Annotated in this window: 12 protein-coding genes; 1 reads left to right on the top strand and 11 read right to left on the bottom strand. The window is 47.7% G+C overall.

All coding sequences use genetic code 11. The features are described from left to right. Positions 1-61: 61 nt before the first annotated feature. The 5 genes from DDZ15_RS08595 to polA form a co-directional block, all read right to left on the bottom strand. Positions 62-1,864: an ABC transporter ATP-binding protein gene (locus DDZ15_RS08595; RefSeq protein ID WP_242978956.1), complete on the bottom strand. Its 1,803-nt coding sequence runs from the start codon at positions 1,862-1,864 to the stop codon at positions 62-64. A gap of 90 nt (positions 1,865-1,954) precedes the next feature. Further along, positions 1,955-2,992 (bottom strand): NAD(P)/FAD-dependent oxidoreductase, encoded by a 1,038-nt coding sequence (locus tag DDZ15_RS08590; RefSeq protein WP_109646680.1) that lies wholly within the window; start codon positions 2,990-2,992, stop codon positions 1,955-1,957. A gap of 99 nt (positions 2,993-3,091) precedes the next feature. Beyond that, a complete protein-coding gene (locus tag DDZ15_RS08585; RefSeq protein ID WP_109646854.1) occupies positions 3,092-4,459 on the bottom strand; it encodes an acyclic terpene utilization AtuA family protein in 1,368 nt (455 codons plus the stop codon). A gap of 516 nt (positions 4,460-4,975) precedes the next feature. Beyond that, positions 4,976-5,167: a hypothetical protein gene (locus tag DDZ15_RS08580; protein ID WP_109646679.1), complete on the bottom strand. Its 192-nt coding sequence runs from the start codon at positions 5,165-5,167 to the stop codon at positions 4,976-4,978. Positions 5,168-5,765: 598 nt separating this feature from the next. Beyond that, positions 5,766-8,531, bottom strand: a complete 2,766-nt coding sequence (gene polA, locus DDZ15_RS08575) for a DNA polymerase I (protein WP_109646678.1) — start codon at positions 8,529-8,531, stop codon at positions 5,766-5,768. A gap of 489 nt (positions 8,532-9,020) precedes the next feature. On the opposite strand from polA, the gene DDZ15_RS08570 reads away from it, so the two are divergent. After that, the gene (locus DDZ15_RS08570) at positions 9,021-9,863 is read left to right on the top strand and encodes a universal stress protein (RefSeq protein ID WP_109646677.1); all 843 of its coding nucleotides are present in this window, start codon (positions 9,021-9,023) and stop codon (positions 9,861-9,863) included. 41 nt (positions 9,864-9,904) lie between these two features. Here the strand turns inward: DDZ15_RS08570 and nfo are convergent, their stop codons facing one another. From nfo to DDZ15_RS08540, 6 genes are all read right to left on the bottom strand, one after another. Continuing rightward, positions 9,905-10,747: a deoxyribonuclease IV gene (gene nfo, locus DDZ15_RS08565; protein WP_109646676.1), complete on the bottom strand. Its 843-nt coding sequence runs from the start codon at positions 10,745-10,747 to the stop codon at positions 9,905-9,907. A 46-nt stretch (positions 10,748-10,793) separates the two neighbouring features. Beyond that, positions 10,794-12,728, bottom strand: a complete 1,935-nt coding sequence (locus DDZ15_RS08560; RefSeq protein WP_109646675.1) for a RecQ family ATP-dependent DNA helicase — start codon at positions 12,726-12,728, stop codon at positions 10,794-10,796. 84 nt (positions 12,729-12,812) lie between these two features. Then, positions 12,813-13,532: an outer membrane beta-barrel protein gene (locus tag DDZ15_RS08555; RefSeq protein WP_109646674.1), complete on the bottom strand. Its 720-nt coding sequence runs from the start codon at positions 13,530-13,532 to the stop codon at positions 12,813-12,815. A gap of 178 nt (positions 13,533-13,710) precedes the next feature. Then, positions 13,711-14,448: a succinate dehydrogenase/fumarate reductase iron-sulfur subunit gene (locus DDZ15_RS08550; RefSeq protein ID WP_109646853.1), complete on the bottom strand. Its 738-nt coding sequence runs from the start codon at positions 14,446-14,448 to the stop codon at positions 13,711-13,713. A gap of 21 nt (positions 14,449-14,469) precedes the next feature. Next, positions 14,470-16,389 (bottom strand): fumarate reductase/succinate dehydrogenase flavoprotein subunit, encoded by a 1,920-nt coding sequence (locus DDZ15_RS08545; RefSeq protein WP_109646673.1) that lies wholly within the window; start codon positions 16,387-16,389, stop codon positions 14,470-14,472. Positions 16,390-16,416: 27 nt separating this feature from the next. Next, positions 16,417-17,121, bottom strand: coding sequence for a succinate dehydrogenase cytochrome b subunit (locus DDZ15_RS08540; RefSeq protein ID WP_109646672.1), 705 nt, complete (start codon positions 17,119-17,121; stop codon positions 16,417-16,419). Between the last annotated feature and the right edge of the window lie 155 nt (positions 17,122-17,276).

The following is a 17,276-nucleotide window of genomic DNA, read 5'->3' as shown; positions in this document are numbered from 1 at the left end:
TCTCCCGCTATGTTTTGGGGCTTTTGCCGTTCAAACAAAAGGTACCCGGTTGGTTATAATATTATATCTGAGCTAGTTCTTGTTCAAGAAGTTGTTTTTGATACATCCTGGCGTAATGTCCTTTTTTATCCAGCAGTGTATCGTGAGAACCTTTTTCAATAATGGAACCGTTTTCAATATAGAAAATTGTGTCAGCATTTTTCACCGCCGAAATACGATGAGAAATCATAATGGTTGTAGTGTCGGACAGCTGGTCATTCAGATGGGTTAAAATAGCATCTTCAGTTTTGGTGTCTACCGCACTTAACGAATCGTCTAAAATAATAATTCTTGGATTCTTTAACAGAGCTCTTGCTATTGCCGTTCTCTGCTTCTGCCCTCCGGAGAGTGTTATACCCCGTTCGCCTACCATAGTCTCAAATTTTTTCTCAAAATCCAAAATATTCTCAAGCACCTGGGCACTGGCCGCAGCATTTTCTATTTCCTCATCTGTGGCCTCATCTACGCCAAAGGCTATATTCTCACGAATTGTGGTTGAGAAGAGGAAGGTCTCCTGCGGCACATGACCAATACGTCTCCGCAGCTCCGAAAGTTTCCATTCCCTCACGTTTACACCATCTACCAGTATCTCTCCCTCTGCAGGATCGTAAAGTCTGGGAATCAGATTTACAAGAGATGTTTTACCGGCTCCGGTTCTCCCCACAAATGCTACATTGCTTCCGCCATCAATATCAAAACTGACATTTTTGACAGCATATTCATCCGAACCCGGGTATTTAAAACTAACGTTCTTGAAAGTTACAGATCCTTTCATCTGATCATCGGAAACTTCGGCCGCATCGTCTTTATCGCGGATGTCGACCGGTTCTGTGAGAACATTATCAATTCGCTCCCATGAGGCCAGAGATTTCTGGAACGTGTTCACCGTATATCCGAGCGAGGCGACCGGCCACGTGAGGTAAGCAACATAGATCACAAATTCCGCGATATTACCAACCGTAATCAGATCATCAATGACCATGACTCCGCCTTTCCAGATGACAATCACTACAGATACCCCAATCAGTAAATTGAGGGTTGGATGAAACAGCGATTCGACCAGATCGAGCCGCAGCTTTTTCTGCCGGTAAGAATCACTCTGTTCCTCAAATTTTCTCTGTTCATAATCCTGCCGGTTAAACGCTTTGATAAGCCGGATACTTGAAAAACTTTCCTGTGCCTTCTCTGCAAGTGTGGAATACTGCTCCTGGATAATGAGCTGATATTTATTGATAAATCCGCTGATCCAATATGCAAAAACGGATAGAAACGGCAGGGGTATCAGCGCCCAGAGGGTCAATTCCGGATTTACAATGATCATCATGGTAAGAATAAACCCTGCGCGCGTGAACGTATTGATCGTATACATGAGTACCGGTCCGAAGTACTCGCGGACGCGGCTTACGTCCTCGGTTGCACGGACATAAACTTCCCCGGATTTATTGGAGTCGAAATATCGCTGCGGAAGCATCATCAGTTTGTCAATGACACGATTGCGGATATCAAATTCGATTTTGCGGGAGCTTACTATGAGCGTCTGCCGGGTGGCAAAAAGCAGTATCCCATACAGCAGAACTGTACCGATTAACAGAAGAGAATTGTAGGCCAGGATAAACCCCGCTTCACTGGAGAACAGGATGTCGAACAGAGAACCGAAGTCGCCGTATTGCCCGGTCCCAAGCTGTTCCACCTCATCCATCGTACGCCGAATCAGGACCGGAATCCATATAAGGAAGAAATTTGCCGCGGTCAGAAACAAAGCACCCAGGAAAATGGCTCCCTTATACTTCTTAATGTATTTGTTCAGTTTTCTTAAGGCGTCCAAAAAAAAAGATTTATTTACTCGTTATCCAAAGAACCTGCCCGGATGGAACTTCATTCGTTTTTATCTGCCTCAAACCGTGACAATTGCGTTTCACTCACTGTATTTCTCTGCCCAGTGCCTGCCCAGGGCAAGACCGGACCGGTAGGCGGCATCAATTCCCCTGCCGTTGAAATAATCTCCAATTACAGCCAGCTGAGCTTCTTTTTCCTGAATTTCCATAAAGGGAGCTTCCAAAAAGGATTTTGGAGTGCTGTATTTCCAGTAGTGCAGCTGAGACCAGTCAGGCGCCGTAACCCAGCCGCCTGTAATCTCGGCCAGGGCAGCTGTTAGCTTGCCGGTTAACCTCTCTTCATCCTCGTCCTTGTTTGCAGAAGAAAAAGCGGATGAAGCGTGCACCACCAGCGCGCACTTATGCCCTGTATCTCTTTTTGAGGATTCGTTCGATACAAATTGAATTGCGCTGTTCCTGCAAACAATGCCCTCCCATTCCGGGGCGTCCATTTTACTGAAACCCAGCATCAGGGTTAGTACGGGACTGTAATTAATGTCATCTATCTCCCGTACAATTTTCAGTGTATCCACTTCATCGATTGTTGTGTTGATGATACCGTAAGCCTGTGGTGCCGGAGTTGCAATAATGATTGCATCGGCTTCGAAAGTACGGGCAGAAGACATATTAATCATCCACGGACGCTTTTTGGTCCTGTGATTACCAATGTATGTGAGTCCCCCTACCCTGGCTTCCGTCTGCACGTCCACCCAGCGGCTCAGATGCTTGCCGATCGTATTCATACCGCCAACGGCCGTGTATTTCAGCGATGACTCATTATTCGGATTGCTGGAACTGAGAACTTCACCGTCGTAAAACATAAAATTGCGGCCCCAAACCCTGAGAAGTTTCTTTTCAAGCATCTCAGCGGTAAATGCCTTGAATTCGTCAGATTCAGGCGAAAACCATGAAAGTCCGTGGTCCAGTTTCAGTTGATTGGACTTTCCGGCGTAACGCGTCGCCATTCTTCCTCCGTACCCTCTGCTTTTTTCAAAGATGGTGACGTCATGCCCCGCTTCAGCCAGTATTTTCCCGGCTGTTAACCCTGAAATACCGGCACCGATGATCCCAATTACCATAGATAACTTATTCTATTGTTCAGATTGTCTTATTCAGATGAGTCAGATCTGTTAAATGTAAAGAACATTTCGCTCCTGTTCCCTAAAGAAAATGATTTTTTACAGCGTGTAGAGCGTCACATTTGGCTTTGCCGCATCCTTCTTCAGCAGAGCAGGCCAATATGCAACAACTTCACTTGCTTTAGGCCGGCCGCCCGCAAAACCCGTAACCCCGCTTGGCCCCGTCAGGATCAGTGGAGCGACCTCTTTGCCGAAACGATTCAGCTCTTCACGTGAGTCGCCATATACGGAAACTCTCATCTCCACTTCATTCAGGTCGCTCAGGTCATTCTCGAAAACAGATTCATCTTCATTGCAGGCATTGAGCCCTACGAGCTCAATATTGGTGTCCCTGAAATCAATGCCCAGATTCTCAGCACGCTTCAGCAGCAATTCACCGGCAAATCGGGCTTTTTTCACAGCATCCGGCCAGCTGTATACCAGGGAGGATGTAAGTTTATAACCGTCAATGTAGCTTGCGGAGATTTTGTAGGTATCCGTTTCCGGCCTGCCCTTTATACCCGAAACTTTCACACGGTTTTCGCCCTGCTGTTCAACAGTCAGAGAGGTAAAGTCGGCTATACAGTCGGGAGTGATATACTCCGCGGGATTACCTATTTCATAGAGAAGCTGTTCCTTCACCGTCATTTCGGAGACCAGTCCCCCGGTTCCCTCGTGCTTGGTTACATAAAAGGATCCATCCGGATAGGCTTCAATAATCGGAAAACCGATGTTTACCAGGTCATCCACCGTTTCCCAATCGGTAAAATTGCCGCCTGAAACCTGTCCGCCGCACTCAATAATGTGACCCGCGATGGTTCCCGTGGCCATCAGATCGTAATCATCGAACGACCACCCGAATTCGTGAATCATGGGAGCCAGCGTGAGCCCCGTGTCGGTGACTCTTCCTGTGATCACAATATCTGCACCTTGCTCCAGGGCTTCCACGATAGGGCGGCTGCCAAAATAGACGTTAGCACTCAGCAGATCGTCCTTTACCGTAGTGATGGGTTCCCCTGTTTCCATATTCTTCAGAAGATGCCCGCCATCGATCAGCTGATCGATGCCCGGCAGTATGTCATCGCCATCCACTACCGCAATTTTTAAACCGGCTGCCCCTTTCCGGCGTGCAATTTCCAGGATTGCGTCCTTGCATGCGGTTGGGTTGACGCCGCCTGCATTGGAGATCACACGCACACCCTTGTTTTGAACATCATCCATAACAGCCCCGACTACATCTACAAAATCGCGTGCATAGCCGTATTGTTCATTGCGCATTCGCTGCTTCTGCATGATCGACATGGTAACCTCGGCAAGATAGTCCATTACCAGGTAGTCGACCGGGCCCTGTTTCACCTGCTTAACGGGAGCATCCGGAAGGTCACCCCAGAATCCCTGTCCTGATGCAATACGAATCTTTTCTTTCACTGTATCTCCAATACTCAAATTACTGTTTCCGGGCAGGCGTGAATATCGGGATTTTAGGGGAAGTTGTGAAACGGGAAGTTTTTTAAAATTCTAAAGTGCTTGGGTTTTAGATGGGTCAGTGGTCAGTTGTTCATGGGCTGTGGATTGTCTAAATAGAAGAGTGATCCGTTGTAAGGGTGAGTTTGTTTAACTGATCTGCGTAAAAAAATTCTTTCAAAAACGGTTTGAAGATCCCTCCGTGTCTTTGAGCTTCCGGCCTTGAGAATACAGGATGCAATAATTCGGACATAATCCATCACCGTTTGCGGGCGGATTAATAGTGGCCCAAAATTGAAAACCCTCTATATGAACAATATCAAATAATTGTCTGGGCCATTTTCCGGATAGCTGAAATGATTTCATAAAAAAACCCGCCGGCTTTCAAACCGGCGGGTGTAATTTATCTCTAATCGTATGTCTCAGTTCTCACGTCTCAAGTATGTGCATCTCTGCTTTCTGAGTGTGTTCGTTTCACTCTCATACTGAGTTATTGGGATTGTTGGGGTGTTTGCCGTCATGTAAAAATCTTACCGGAATTAAACTGCCTTCCCGCCGTAAACGGTTTGTTTCATCATCATGCGGATGGGACAGGCCAAGCAGATCGGCCAGCTTTTCAACCCATTCCGAAGGTGGAAAGCTGTCATTCCCTGTTTTAGTGTAGTTCCACATAATATTGATGCATTTAATTAATCATTTAGTGAATAATCACCTGCCGGCGATCAAACCGACAGGCTGTAACGTCTCTATCTGATCATTGTGTGCTTTCAGTTCTCACACGCTCAAGCAGCTTGGTTGCTCTGGTGGTATATTACGCTCATCCATTCTGCTATTCACCGCATAATCATGCGGTTTAACTATTTAATTTTTCTAATGTTTAAGGAGCATAAATAAAAAAAGCCCGCAGGCGGTCAAACCTGCGGGCTGTAATGTCTCTAACTTTTCTGTGTGTTCTCAGTTCTCACACGCCGTTAGGCGTTGATTGCTTCTGTAAATCTACAGCACACACTCAAACTTCACACCGCATGAGTATGCGGATCTTTTTTTGCTGAAAAGAGGGAGGGAATAACGGATTGCCCGACCCATGCAAACACGTACGGGCCGCGGGCAACCTATGTGTGTAAGGCGCCTGCAAATGTATACGGATAAAGAGTTGAAAAGCACAGAAACTTAATCATAGGCCATAGAAACGGCATGGCAAATGATGTAAAATTGCCGGCTATCCGGTGCATTGCTGCACAGCTCACCGGAGCCGGTTCTGCACATATGATCAGTGTGCGTCGAGCCAATTGTCGGCGAGGCCCATTTCTACCTCAAGGGGTACATCAAGTTCATAGGCGTTTTCCATGAGCTCTTTGATTTTTGCAGTGACGCTCTCCGATTCTTCATCCGCAATTTCAAACACCAGCTCATCATGCACCTGCAGCAGCATTCTGGATGCAGCGTCGTTCTCTTTGAGATAACGATGAATATCGATCATAGCCAGCTTGATGATATCAGCGGCCGTACCCTGTATGGGCATATTGATTGCAGTTCGCTCCGCAAATCCCCTTACATTCCAGTTTCTTGAGTGAATGTCAGGAATATAGCGTCTTCGGCCCATTAAGGTTGTCACATAACCGTTCTCTTTAGCAAATTCGACGGTCTCGTCAATATACTTCCTGATGCCGGGGAAGCGTTCAAAATACTGTTCGATCATCTCCTTTCCCTCCCCGTTGCTGATACCCAGTCTGGATGCAAGGCCATAGGCGCTGACCCCGTAGGGTATGCCAAAGTTTACTTCTTTGGCTTTGCGCCGGTGATTTGGTGTAACTTCTTCGAGGTCATCGAGGTCAAAAATTTCTTTTGCGGTTCGTGAATGAATATCCTCACCGTTTTTGAACGCTGCAATCATATTCTCGTCACCGCTGATGGAAGCAATAACGCGCAGCTCCACCTGCGAATAATCCGCTGCCAGTATTCTGAAGCCCTCTTCCGGTACAAACGCTTTTCTGATTTCACGACCACGTGCGGTTCGGATCGGAATATTCTGCAGGTTTGGATTGGATGAAGAGAGCCTGCCCGTTGCAGCCACAGTCTGGTTAAAATCGGTGTGTATCCTGCCGGTTTCTTCATTAATCAGTTTCGGCAGTGCATCCACATAGGTGGACCGCAGCTTGCTCAGGCTTCGATAGTCCAGTATCAGGGATGGTACCTCATATTCGGCTGCAAGCTCAGACAGAACACTTTCGGATGTTGAGAACTGTCCCGTTTTGGTTTTTTTGCCGGCAGGCAATCCGAGCTTCTCGAATAGAATCTTGCCCAGTTGCTGAGGTGAGTTGATGTTAAACTCCTCTTCTGTTTTTTCATAGATAGTCGATTCAACTTCTTTAAGATCTGCCGTCAGCTCCTCAGAAAAAGATTTGAGCATCTCTTCGTCCACCCTGATTCCTGCCCTCTCCATTTCAGCCAGCACTACGATCAGAGGAAATTCCAGTTTTTCGGCAATGTCTGTAAGTTCATCTTCTTCCAGTTTTTCCTTCAATACCTCGTAGAGCCGCAACGTTACATCGGCATCCTCACAGGCATAATCCACGATCTCTTCATGCGGCAGATCGGCCATTGACTTCTGGCTTTTCCCCTTGCTACCGATCAGTTTCTCAATAGGAACCGGTTCATATCCCAGATACTTAACCGAAAGCGTGTCCATTTTGAGACGCTGTGAGGCATCCAGCAGATATGCGGCTACCATGGTGTCAAATACACGCCCTTTCGGGTTAAACCCTGCATTTTTGAGTACGATGTAGTCAAACTTGTAGTTGTGCGCAATTTTCAGTGAGTCAGGATTGGCAAAAAGAGGGTTCAATATTTCGGCCACCTCTTGCTGGGTAAGGGCTCCGTCCACATTAACCGGAATGTACCAGGCCGACTCAGCTTTTGCGCTGAGAGATATACCCGCCAGTGTTGCCGTCATGGCATCGGGGCTGTCGGTTTCCGTATCAAAACATAATTCACCGGCATTGGCCAGCTGTTTTGCAACATCACGGATCTCTTCCGCACTCACCGCCGCGCGATAGCTTACGGCATCGGCATTCAATGTATCATACGGGCTTTCACTGCCACCATTGGTTTCTTCACCGTTATTGTCTGAAGCCCCGAATAGCTGACCCTGGCCGCCGGGCTCCTCACCCAGATACTTTCGTGTTAGAGTGCGAAACTCCATCCTCTTGAAAAAGAGGCCCAGTTCTTTTTTGTCGGGGCCTTTCCAATCAAGTTCTTCCCAGTCCTGCACGTCAGGCACATCCGTCTTGATTGTCACCATTCTCTTTGCATGTAGTGCCTGGTCGCTGTTTTCCGTAAGTCCCACCCTATGCCGTTTCGACGACATATTTGGTGCTTCCTCAATCGCTTTTTCGAGCGACCCGTACTGGTTAATCAGTTTGGGAGCACCCTTTTTGCCAATTCCCGGTACACCCGGAATATTGTCGGATGTATCACCGATGATAGCCAGAACATCAATCACTTTTTCGGGGCCGACACCGAAATAATCCTCAACGCCATCTTTATCAATAATTATAAAACCCCCGTTCTTGTTGTCGGGCTTCACCATGGTAATGTGGTCATCCACAAGCTGCATAAAATCCTTGTCGGGGGTTACCAGGAACACCTCCACATGTTCAGCCTGTGCATTGAAGGCAATGGTACCGATGATGTCATCCGCTTCGTATCCGTCCTGTTCAAGATTCGTGATCCCGAATTTTTCGATCATCTCCTTAATCAACGGAATTCCCGTACGAAGATCTTCCGGCTGGGGCGGCCGGTTTGCCTTATACGACTCGTCCAGCTCATGACGAAACGTGGGAGCATGTGTATCCCATGCAACTGCGATATGCGTGGGATTTTCTTCATCCAGCAGTTTTGCCAAAGTGTTGGCAAAACCGAGTATAGGACCGGTTGCAATTCCTTCAGAGTTTTTAAGCCTGCTGTTGATAAATGCAAAATGTGCCCTGTATGCAAGGGCCATGCCGTCAAGCAGGTAGAGCTTCTTTTTCGCCATAGTATACAATCAATTTTTTTAACCGGTTTTATAATTCAATTTATCAAAAAACTTCAGAACTGATTAAAATCAATTCCCGGAGATGCGGCAGCCTGTGCTTGAGTATTAACAAACTGCTCAAGAAACATCTCCTAACTTCATACGGATACGATTGCGATTTACTTCATTTCGGATTACGCAAATGAACAGAAAGGGCCCCCCTCGCCCAGTCAATCCCCGGGGAACATGGAGCAGCTCTTTTAAAAAAACCCGTTCATATAATGAACCGGATGTTTTGGAAGAACCGTGACAATGGCAGATTCGTATACGCAGATTACTTTTTACTCCGTATAATAGTTATTTTTACCGCATCGTTACCCTATCATAACCTTTATCCGGGCGTATCCGCCATGTGCGTGAATACCGGTTGTAACCGGGCCCTAAAGATAGAGGATCTGTGTCTTAACACAGAATTTAGATTGATATCATTTCCTTTGGCTATATTCCGCAATGTCGATTTATTCAACCATACTGGTCCCAACCGATTTTTCACGAAAGTCTGAGTCTGCCATTCGCTATGCGTGCGAAATCGCTCTCTGCACCGGAACCGATATTCTGTTTATGAATGTGGTTGAGCCTCCCTACGATTTCCCTTCGCGAATGGAAGAGACGATTGAACATCAGAAAGGAGAAAATGCAGCCCGGCTTGAGAAGCTGATTAACGATCTCCACTCAGTTGACGATTTTCGATTTATCAAGATGAAAGGAACCGTAAAAGTTGGAAATGTGGGCATTGAGATTCTGAAATCGGTGAAAGAGGGGAAATTCGGCCTGATCTGCGTTGGCCTTGGGGGTGATCAGGATCTTAAAAAAACCCTTTATGGAAGCATAACCAATAAACTGCTGCTTGAAAGCCCTATTCCCGTGTTTGCCATATCGAAGCACAGCAGCTACCGCGAACCCAGGCAGCTGCTCTTTGCCACCGATTTTCGTGAGCGGGATCTGAAACCCGCGAAACAGGCACGAAAACTTGCAAGGGATCTGGGGGCTGTGCTCAGAGTAGTTCACATTATGGAAGAAGAGGAACGTGACCTTAGTATTGAACGGGAGTTTGCACAAAAACTACGGGATGCATTCAGGAATCCGGAGTTTGAAATTGAGTATTTCAAGGATTCATCGTTTATCGACGGCATTTTACACGTTATCGGCAACGATAAACAGACCGTAATTGTCACCACACGATACAGACAAAGTTTTCTGGAATGGCTCGTGTCCAAGTCTTCCGCCCGGACTCTCGCACAGACAACGGCGGCACCCCTCCTACTCTTTCCGGGTAACCGGAAAAAGGCTTGATTCAGCTTCGACAGAGTAGATTCATTGCCCTGAATTACATCCTACTCCGCGAATTCTTTCAGCTTTGCGATTTCATCGGCCCATCTATCCATATTGGGTGTTTCCAGGATAAAGGGAATACCATTGAAACGGTCGTCCTGCATTATTCTTTTGAAAGGCAGCCAGCCAATGTAACCGTCGCCCAGGCTCTCATGGCGGTCCACTTTTGTTCCAAGCTCTTTCTTTGAGTCATTGAGATGCATAGCCAGGAGTTTGTCAAAACCAATAATGTCATCAAATGCCTGAAAGGTTTCGTCAAAACCCTCATCTGTGGAAATGTCGTACCCGGCCGCAAAAGCATGAGCCGTATCTATACATACACCCACACGGCTTTTGTCTTTCACACCGTCCATAATTGCCGCCAGTTGTTCGAACCGGAACCCCATGTTGGTTCCCTGTCCGGCTGTATTCTCAATCACTGCCTTAACACCTGAAGTTTGTTCCAGAGCCAGGTTGATGGAATCAGAAATAACTTTCAGACAATCCTCCTCACCAATCTTGTTCAGGTGGCTTCCGGGGTGAAAATTGAGGAGTGTGATCCCAAGTTGTTCACAGCGCTGCATCTCATCCAAAAAAGCATCGCGTGATTTCTGCAGAGCGGCCTTTTCAGGATGGCCCAGATTGATCAGATAGCTGTCATGCGGTATAATCATATTCGCCGTGTAGCCGAACTTTTCGCAATTCTCTTTGAAGCCGGTGATGTTTTCATCCGTCAAAGGCTTCGCTTTCCACTGGCGCTGGTTCTTGGTGAACAGGGCGAAACCGGTGGCGCCTATCTCATGTGCACGTACCGGTGCGTTTTGTACTCCGCCAGCAGCGCTGACGTGTGCTCCAATGTATTTCATATTAACGGGGTTCTTCGTGTAAATCTGTTTTCATTATAACTTATCGTCAGTTCAGGATAATAGTTCCGTCCTGTGACTGTTTGACACGTTGTTCTCTTTCCAGCCATGATACAACGGCTTTTACTTTGTCCCTGTTCCAGCCTGTTTCGGCCTGAATCACATCGGGTGTTAAGGAGCCGGCCTTAAGTAGATTTTCTACTTTCTTAATGTCCTCTACGGCTACAGAATTCTGCTTCCCGCCAAGGTTCCGGTTCCCGGATTGGCAGTTGTCGCAATGCCCGCATGGTTTGGCATTCGTTTCCCCGAAGTAGGTTCTGAGATATACTTCGCGGCACCTGGTCGTTTTGGCATATCCGCTCATATATTCCAGTTTTTTTAGCAGTACATCCCTGTAGTGATAAACGGCATCGTGATCTACCTGCAGTTTCTGCATCCTGGGCTCTGTGACCCTGAACAGCGGCTGCTCACCCATCTGACGAATATCCAGAATACGATCGTGATCGCGCAGTACGTGGAGCCCTTTCATCAGGCTGTTCTCGTTAATCTTCAGCTTTTCGAGTACCAGGGGTGTATCCTGGTAGTGAAAACCACCAAAAGCATGCGGTGCGAAGAGCCTTATCAGCATATCCACGAATTCGGCTTTGGCACCTTCTTCTTTCCTGATCATCGTTTCCAGATAGTCCTTGCCTACCAGAAAATGAACGCCGGTTCGCGCTTTATGGAATTCGATCTTTTCGAGAATCTCCAGCCGCTGAAGCACTTCAACAGAACTTTTAACCTCGCTTTTTGAAAGTGCCGTTCTTTTGCAGACGGAAGAAAGGTCAACCGGTTCGGCTTGTGTATGTTCGCTTCCGGTAGCCAGACCCAGCTCATCACAAATTCCCTCGTACACCTTTTTCAGTGTTTCATATTGCGGGTAGGAGCGCAAAATTCTGGACTTGAGCCTGGTTTCATCTGCCTCTTTCCAGATCAGTATCGGAAAAGCTTCCTTTCCATCTCTTCCCGCCCTCCCGGCTTCCTGATAATATGCTTCGGGTGAAAACGGTATGGTAAAATGAACAACAAAACGGCAGTCTGATTTATCAATACCCATCCCAAATGCGTTGGTCGCCACCACCACCGGCACCCTTCCGCTCACCCATTCATTCTGTACCGATTCCCGCACATCAGGTTTCATACCGCCATGATACGCGCGAGCCGAAATACCTGCCGAGGAGAGACGGGCTGCCTTCTGTTCGCAGTCTTTCCGGGTGTCGGTATATACGATTCCGCTTCCTTTGTGAACACCTTTTCTCACGGCGTTCATGAACACGTCCTGTTTTTTGTCGGTCTGCGTAACCCACCATCTCAGGTTTGGACGGCTGAACCCTGCGGAAACGATGGCAGGTTCGGTAAATTCAAGGCACTTCAGAATGTCACTCTTCACTTCAGGCGTAGCTGTAGCCGTAAGCGCCATCCATCGAACCGAGTCGGGCAGATCACTCAATTCAGAACGGATATGCCTGTATGCGGGCCTGAAATCATGTCCCCACTCCGAGATGCAGTGCGCTTCATCGACAGCAACCAGTGACACATTTAAATTGGGCAGTTCATTTTTCCACCTTTCAGTTGTAAGCCGTTCGGGTGAAACATAGAGCAGCCTGTACATGCCGTTCCGTGCATTCACAAGCCGCTGTTCTATCTCATACGCAGGAAGTGTGCTATTAATGAACGCAGCGCGGATATCTCTTTTTCCCAATTGCTCGACCTGATCATGCATGAGCGCGATAAGAGGGGAAATGACAAGGGTGAGGCCATCCAGAATCAGCGAGGGCACCTGGTAGCACAACGATTTGCCGCCGCCCGTGGGAAACAGCACCATGGTTTCATTTCCTTCAAGCACGCTCCCGATGGCTTCTTTCTGGCCGGGACGAAAAGAGTCGTACCCCCAATATGCTTGAAGCACATCAATGGCGCTTTTTATGTCAGGGTTCTGATTCATGCCTGGGTTCAATTTATCATATCGTTACAGGGAAAGTAACAAAATGAACCCTTCATTATTGAACCGTTCCTTTCAGCAAATAAATCAGAATTTAAATCCAACGCCCAGCTTAAAATAGAGAAGGTCTGTTTCCGAGCGGCTGACATCATAGGTAACCTGACCGTTTTCTGTAGCTATGGATCCTTTTTGCAGATATTCCGCTTCATTGCCAAACAGGTACCGGCCGGCAACGTTGATATAAACAGAGCTTATGGGTGTGCTGCCGGGTTCAGATGACATGGCACTGTTCTGCCATACCCTGAACATGGCCCCTCCACCGAATCCGTAATTCAGTGCAAAATCATCAAAATTGGTATCTCTTAGCACATCCTCTTCCCCGAAACCGCGTTCGCGAATTGTTGTTTGCGTATAGAAGTAATTGAACCCTACAAGCGCCTCCAGAAAGGGCCTCACGGATGCCTCCTGTGTGATGGCTCTGAGCGCTATATTACCATTTACCAGATTATAACTGTTTTCAACGCGGACGGTGAGATCGGGTATGGTGGAACTGAGGGGCTCGTCCCGGGAGTCAACTCCGAAATTCATGAATCCAAAATCAAATCCAAGCATGAAAGGGGAATCGCTGAACTGATATCCGGCCGTTAACCCGATACCCACTCCCAAACGATCGAGCTGTTCGCTGAAATCGGCCTGAGGTGAGCCAAGATTAAAATCAATGGATCCCTCCCACTGACGCGCTTGTGATTGCTGAACCATCAGTGCAAAAATGAGAGTAAAGAACAGTGTTTTTAAGAATGTTTTCAAGATTTTAATCCTCCAGTCTAAATATCCGCGGCGGGTTCCTGGACCCGCAACATTTCGATTTATCTGATACGCAGAGCCGCGAAAGTGGTTTCAGCGAAATTCTTGAAAAAAAAGGGTGCGGAAAAAATCCGCACCCGGACACCTTTCGGTGCAGAGCAACCAAAAAAAGACAACTCAATCAAAAAACAGCTTTCACATAGCTCTTGCGCATCTCCGCAATCGACGCGATGCTGATTCCTACCGGGCACACGGCTTCACATTCCGCATAGTTTGAACAGTCACCAAACCCTTCTTTTTCCATCTGCTCCACCATTGCAATGGTTCGTTTCTTGCGCTCGGGTTTCCCCTGGGGCAGGCGGTTCAGGTGTGAGAGCTTCGCAGCTGTAAAGAGTGAAGCTGAGGAATTGGGACATGCCGCTACGCAGGCTCCGCAACCGATGCATGTTGCATAATCGAACGCGGTATTTGCCGTTTCCTGCTCAACCGGAATAAGGTTGGCTTCGGGCGCTGAGCCGGTCCGCACAGACACATATCCTCCGGCCCCGATAATCCGGTCGAATGCGGATCGGTCTACAACAAGGTCTTTTATAACGGGAAAAGCAGCGGCTCGTGGAGGTTCGATCACAATGGTATCGCCATCGTTGTAATTTCTCATATGGAGCTGGCAGGCGGCTGTAAGGCGTTTGGGTCCATGTGCACGGCCGTTGATTACCATATTGCAGGAACCGCAGATACCTTCACGACAGTCATAATCAAATTCGACCGGTTCCTTGCCTTCCTTAATAAGATGCTCATTGAGAACGTCCAGCATTTCAAGAAAAGACATGTGCTCATTCACATCATTGAGCTTGTATTCCTGAAACCCACCCTTGTCTGCGGTGTTTTTCTGGCGCCAAATCTTCAGGTTGATGGTCATCGTACTCATAGGTATTTCCTGTTATTTGTAACTTCTTTGTTTCAGTTCCACAAATTCAAATTCCAGATCTTCTTTGTGGAGTTTTGTCTCAAGTTTGCCGTTCACGCCAAGGTACTCCCATGCAGATACAAAAGAGTACTCCTCATCGTTTCTGAGCGCTTCCCCTTCTTCCGTCTGAAATTCATCACGAAGGTGGCATCCGCACGATTCATCACGATCGAGAGCATCAATGGCCATCAATTCCGCCAGTTCGAAGAAATCGGCAACGCGTGCCGCAAATTCAAGGTATTTATTGTAATAATTTGCCTCACCGGGTACGCGCACATTTTGCCAGAACTCTTCACGAAGCGCCCTGATCTTCTCAATCGCATTCTCCAGGCCCTCCTTGCTGCGGGATATGCCCACGCTGTCCCACATAATCTTGCCCAGCTCCCGGTGGAACTCAATGACTGTTTTGTCGCCTTTTACAGAGAGCAGTTTATCCAGCTGTTTCTGTGATGCGGACGCAGCTTCACCAAATGACTTATGTTCGGTAGAGACCTCTTCCAGATCTGCATCGGCGATATAGTTGCCAATTGTATAAGGAATGATAAAGTACCCGTCTGACAGGCCTTGCATGAGTGCACTGGCGCCCAGACGATTTGCACCGTGATCCGAAAAGTTTGCTTCACCGGCCACAAAAAGACCCGGAATATTGCTCATCAGGTTGTAATCGACCCAAAGGCCTCCCATTGTATAATGTACGGCCGGGAAGATCTTCATGGGCTGTTTGTAGGGATTTTCATCCGTGATGTTCTGGTACATATCGAAAAGGTTGCCGTATCGTGCCCTGATGGCATCCTCGCCGTCACGCTTGATAGCATCCCTGAAATCGAGGTATACGGCAAGACCCGTATCGCCAACACCCAGTCCGTCGTCGGTCACCATCTTCGCATTCCTGGATGCAACGTCTCTGGGCACCAGGTTTCCAAAGCTGGGATAACGCTCTTCAAGGTAGTAGAAACGTTCTTCCTCGGGTATATCATTTGGATGACGGTCATCTCCCTTTTTACGGGGCACCCACACCCGTCCGTCATTTCTCAGGCTTTCGCTCATGAGGGTCAGTTTAGACTGATAGTCGCCGCTGACGGGGATGCAGGTCGGATGAATTTGCACAAAGCACGGATTGGCAAATGCTGCCCCACGCTTGTGGCATCTCCACGCGGCCGTTACATTTGAATTCTTTGCGTTGGTGGAGAGATAAAACACATTCCCGTATCCGCCGGTGCAGAGCACAACGGCATCGGCCTCAAAACGGTTGATTGTTCCGTCTATCAGGTTTCGTGTTATAATTCCGCGCGCCTTGCCGTCGACAACCACCAGATCAAGCATTTCGTGGCGGGGGTTGTCTTTAATTTTACCTGCATCCACCATTCTCATCATCGCCTGGTAGGCGCCAAGAAGGAGCTGCTGGCCCGTTTGTCCCCGGGAATAGAATGTACGGGATACCTGAGCACCGCCAAAAGAGCGATTGTCGAGCAGACCCCCATATTCACGGCCAAAAGGAACTCCCTGAGCTACGGCCTGATCAATAATGTTGTTTGAATTTTCAGCCAGCCGGTACACATTGGCTTCACGGCTTCTGTAATCACCGCCTTTAATGGTATCGTAAAAAAGGCGCCACACGCTGTCGCCGTCATTCTGATAATTCTTCGCCGCATTGATACCACCCTGAGCTGCGATACTGTGCGCCCGCCGGGCTGAATCCTGTATACAGAAAGTTTCCACATTGTAGCCGAGTTCGGCAAGGCTGGCAGCGGCCGATGCACCTGCGAGGCCGGTTCCCACAACAATGATTTTATGCTTTCGCTTATTGTTAGGCGAAACCAGTTTAATATCGCGCAGGTAATTGCTCCACTTCTCTTCTAAGGGTCCGGAAGGTACTTTGGAATCTAGATTCATATTGCTCTTTTGTACAATTAAAATGAATTATTCACAGTGGATAAGTGCTGCTTCACAGCCACCGCCAAAATAGATATAGATCGGGATAAACAAGAACCCGACGGCTAACAGAACAGCAATCAGGCTGCCCACGGTATACATAACGGCAGATGCTTTTTTGCTGGTCATTCCGAGAGAAGTGAAAGCACTCCATACGCCGTGTCCAAGGTGGGTTCCAAGCAGAAGCATCACAAATGCATATCCAAAAGCGTATACGGGGTTCTGAAATGTATCCAGTACGAGTGTTTTGATATCATGGGTCTCCTGTCCGTCAATCACAACCGTTCCTGTATCCCCAAGTGCAAACGTATTGATGTGAAAGATGACAAACACAAAGAGCACAACCCCGGTAAACGCCATGCTTTGTGAACTCAGGCTCTGCCTGCTGGGCCCGCCTTTACTGCTGTACACCTCATACTTATTTGGCCTGGCTTTTCTTCGCCTGAGCCAAATTGAGATCCCAATCCAGGTATGAATAAGAAAGACGGCAAGAAGGCCTACCCGCGCAAACCAGAGCAGAGGGCCAAAATTATGGAGCACCATGGAGTAGCGATTCATCGCATCCGGCTCACCAAATACGGCCAGGTTACCGCCAAGGTGAAAGATGACAAATAGAACCAGAAATACACCCGTTGCCCCCGTAAGAAGTTTACGCCCTACCTGCGACGTGGCGGCTTGTAGTAGTGTTGGCATACTGTAGATTTTGATTAATTTCTGATGAATGAATGATTGCTGTAGCAAACAAATAAACTCTTCATTCAGTTTCTGAATTCAGTAGTTAAAAGTCGCCTCTTTTGCTTTAAAAGGCAAGGTTGAAGCGTTTTGAAACCCACTTCATCCTTATTAAG

This window comes from Rhodohalobacter mucosus (assembly GCF_003150675.1).
Lineage (GTDB): Bacteria > Bacteroidota > Rhodothermia > Balneolales > Balneolaceae > Rhodohalobacter > Rhodohalobacter mucosus.
This window is presented reverse-complemented; position numbering and strand designations above follow the sequence as displayed.

Bases quoted from the DNA above. Each gene is read 5' to 3' on its own strand.
- DDZ15_RS08590 (WP_109646680.1), bottom strand. From the start codon at position 2,992: ATGGTAATTGGGATCATCGGTGCCGGTATTTCAGGGTTAACAGCCGGG.
- DDZ15_RS08580 (WP_109646679.1), bottom strand. From the start codon at position 5,167: ATGTGGAACTACACTAAAACAGGGAATGACAGCTTTCCACCTTCGGAA.
- polA (WP_109646678.1), bottom strand. From the start codon at position 8,531: ATGGCGAAAAAGAAGCTCTACCTGCTTGACGGCATGGCCCTTGCATAC.
- DDZ15_RS08570 (WP_109646677.1), top strand. From the start codon at position 9,021: ATGTCGATTTATTCAACCATACTGGTCCCAACCGATTTTTCACGAAAG.
- nfo (WP_109646676.1), bottom strand. From the start codon at position 10,747: ATGAAATACATTGGAGCACACGTCAGCGCTGCTGGCGGAGTACAAAAC.
- DDZ15_RS08560 (WP_109646675.1), bottom strand. From the start codon at position 12,728: ATGAATCAGAACCCTGACATAAAAAGCGCCATTGATGTGCTTCAAGCA.
- DDZ15_RS08550 (WP_109646853.1), bottom strand. From the start codon at position 14,448: ATGACCATCAACCTGAAGATTTGGCGCCAGAAAAACACCGCAGACAAG.
- DDZ15_RS08545 (WP_109646673.1), bottom strand. From the start codon at position 16,389: ATGAATCTAGATTCCAAAGTACCTTCCGGACCCTTAGAAGAGAAGTGG.
- DDZ15_RS08540 (WP_109646672.1), bottom strand. From the start codon at position 17,121: ATGCCAACACTACTACAAGCCGCCACGTCGCAGGTAGGGCGTAAACTT.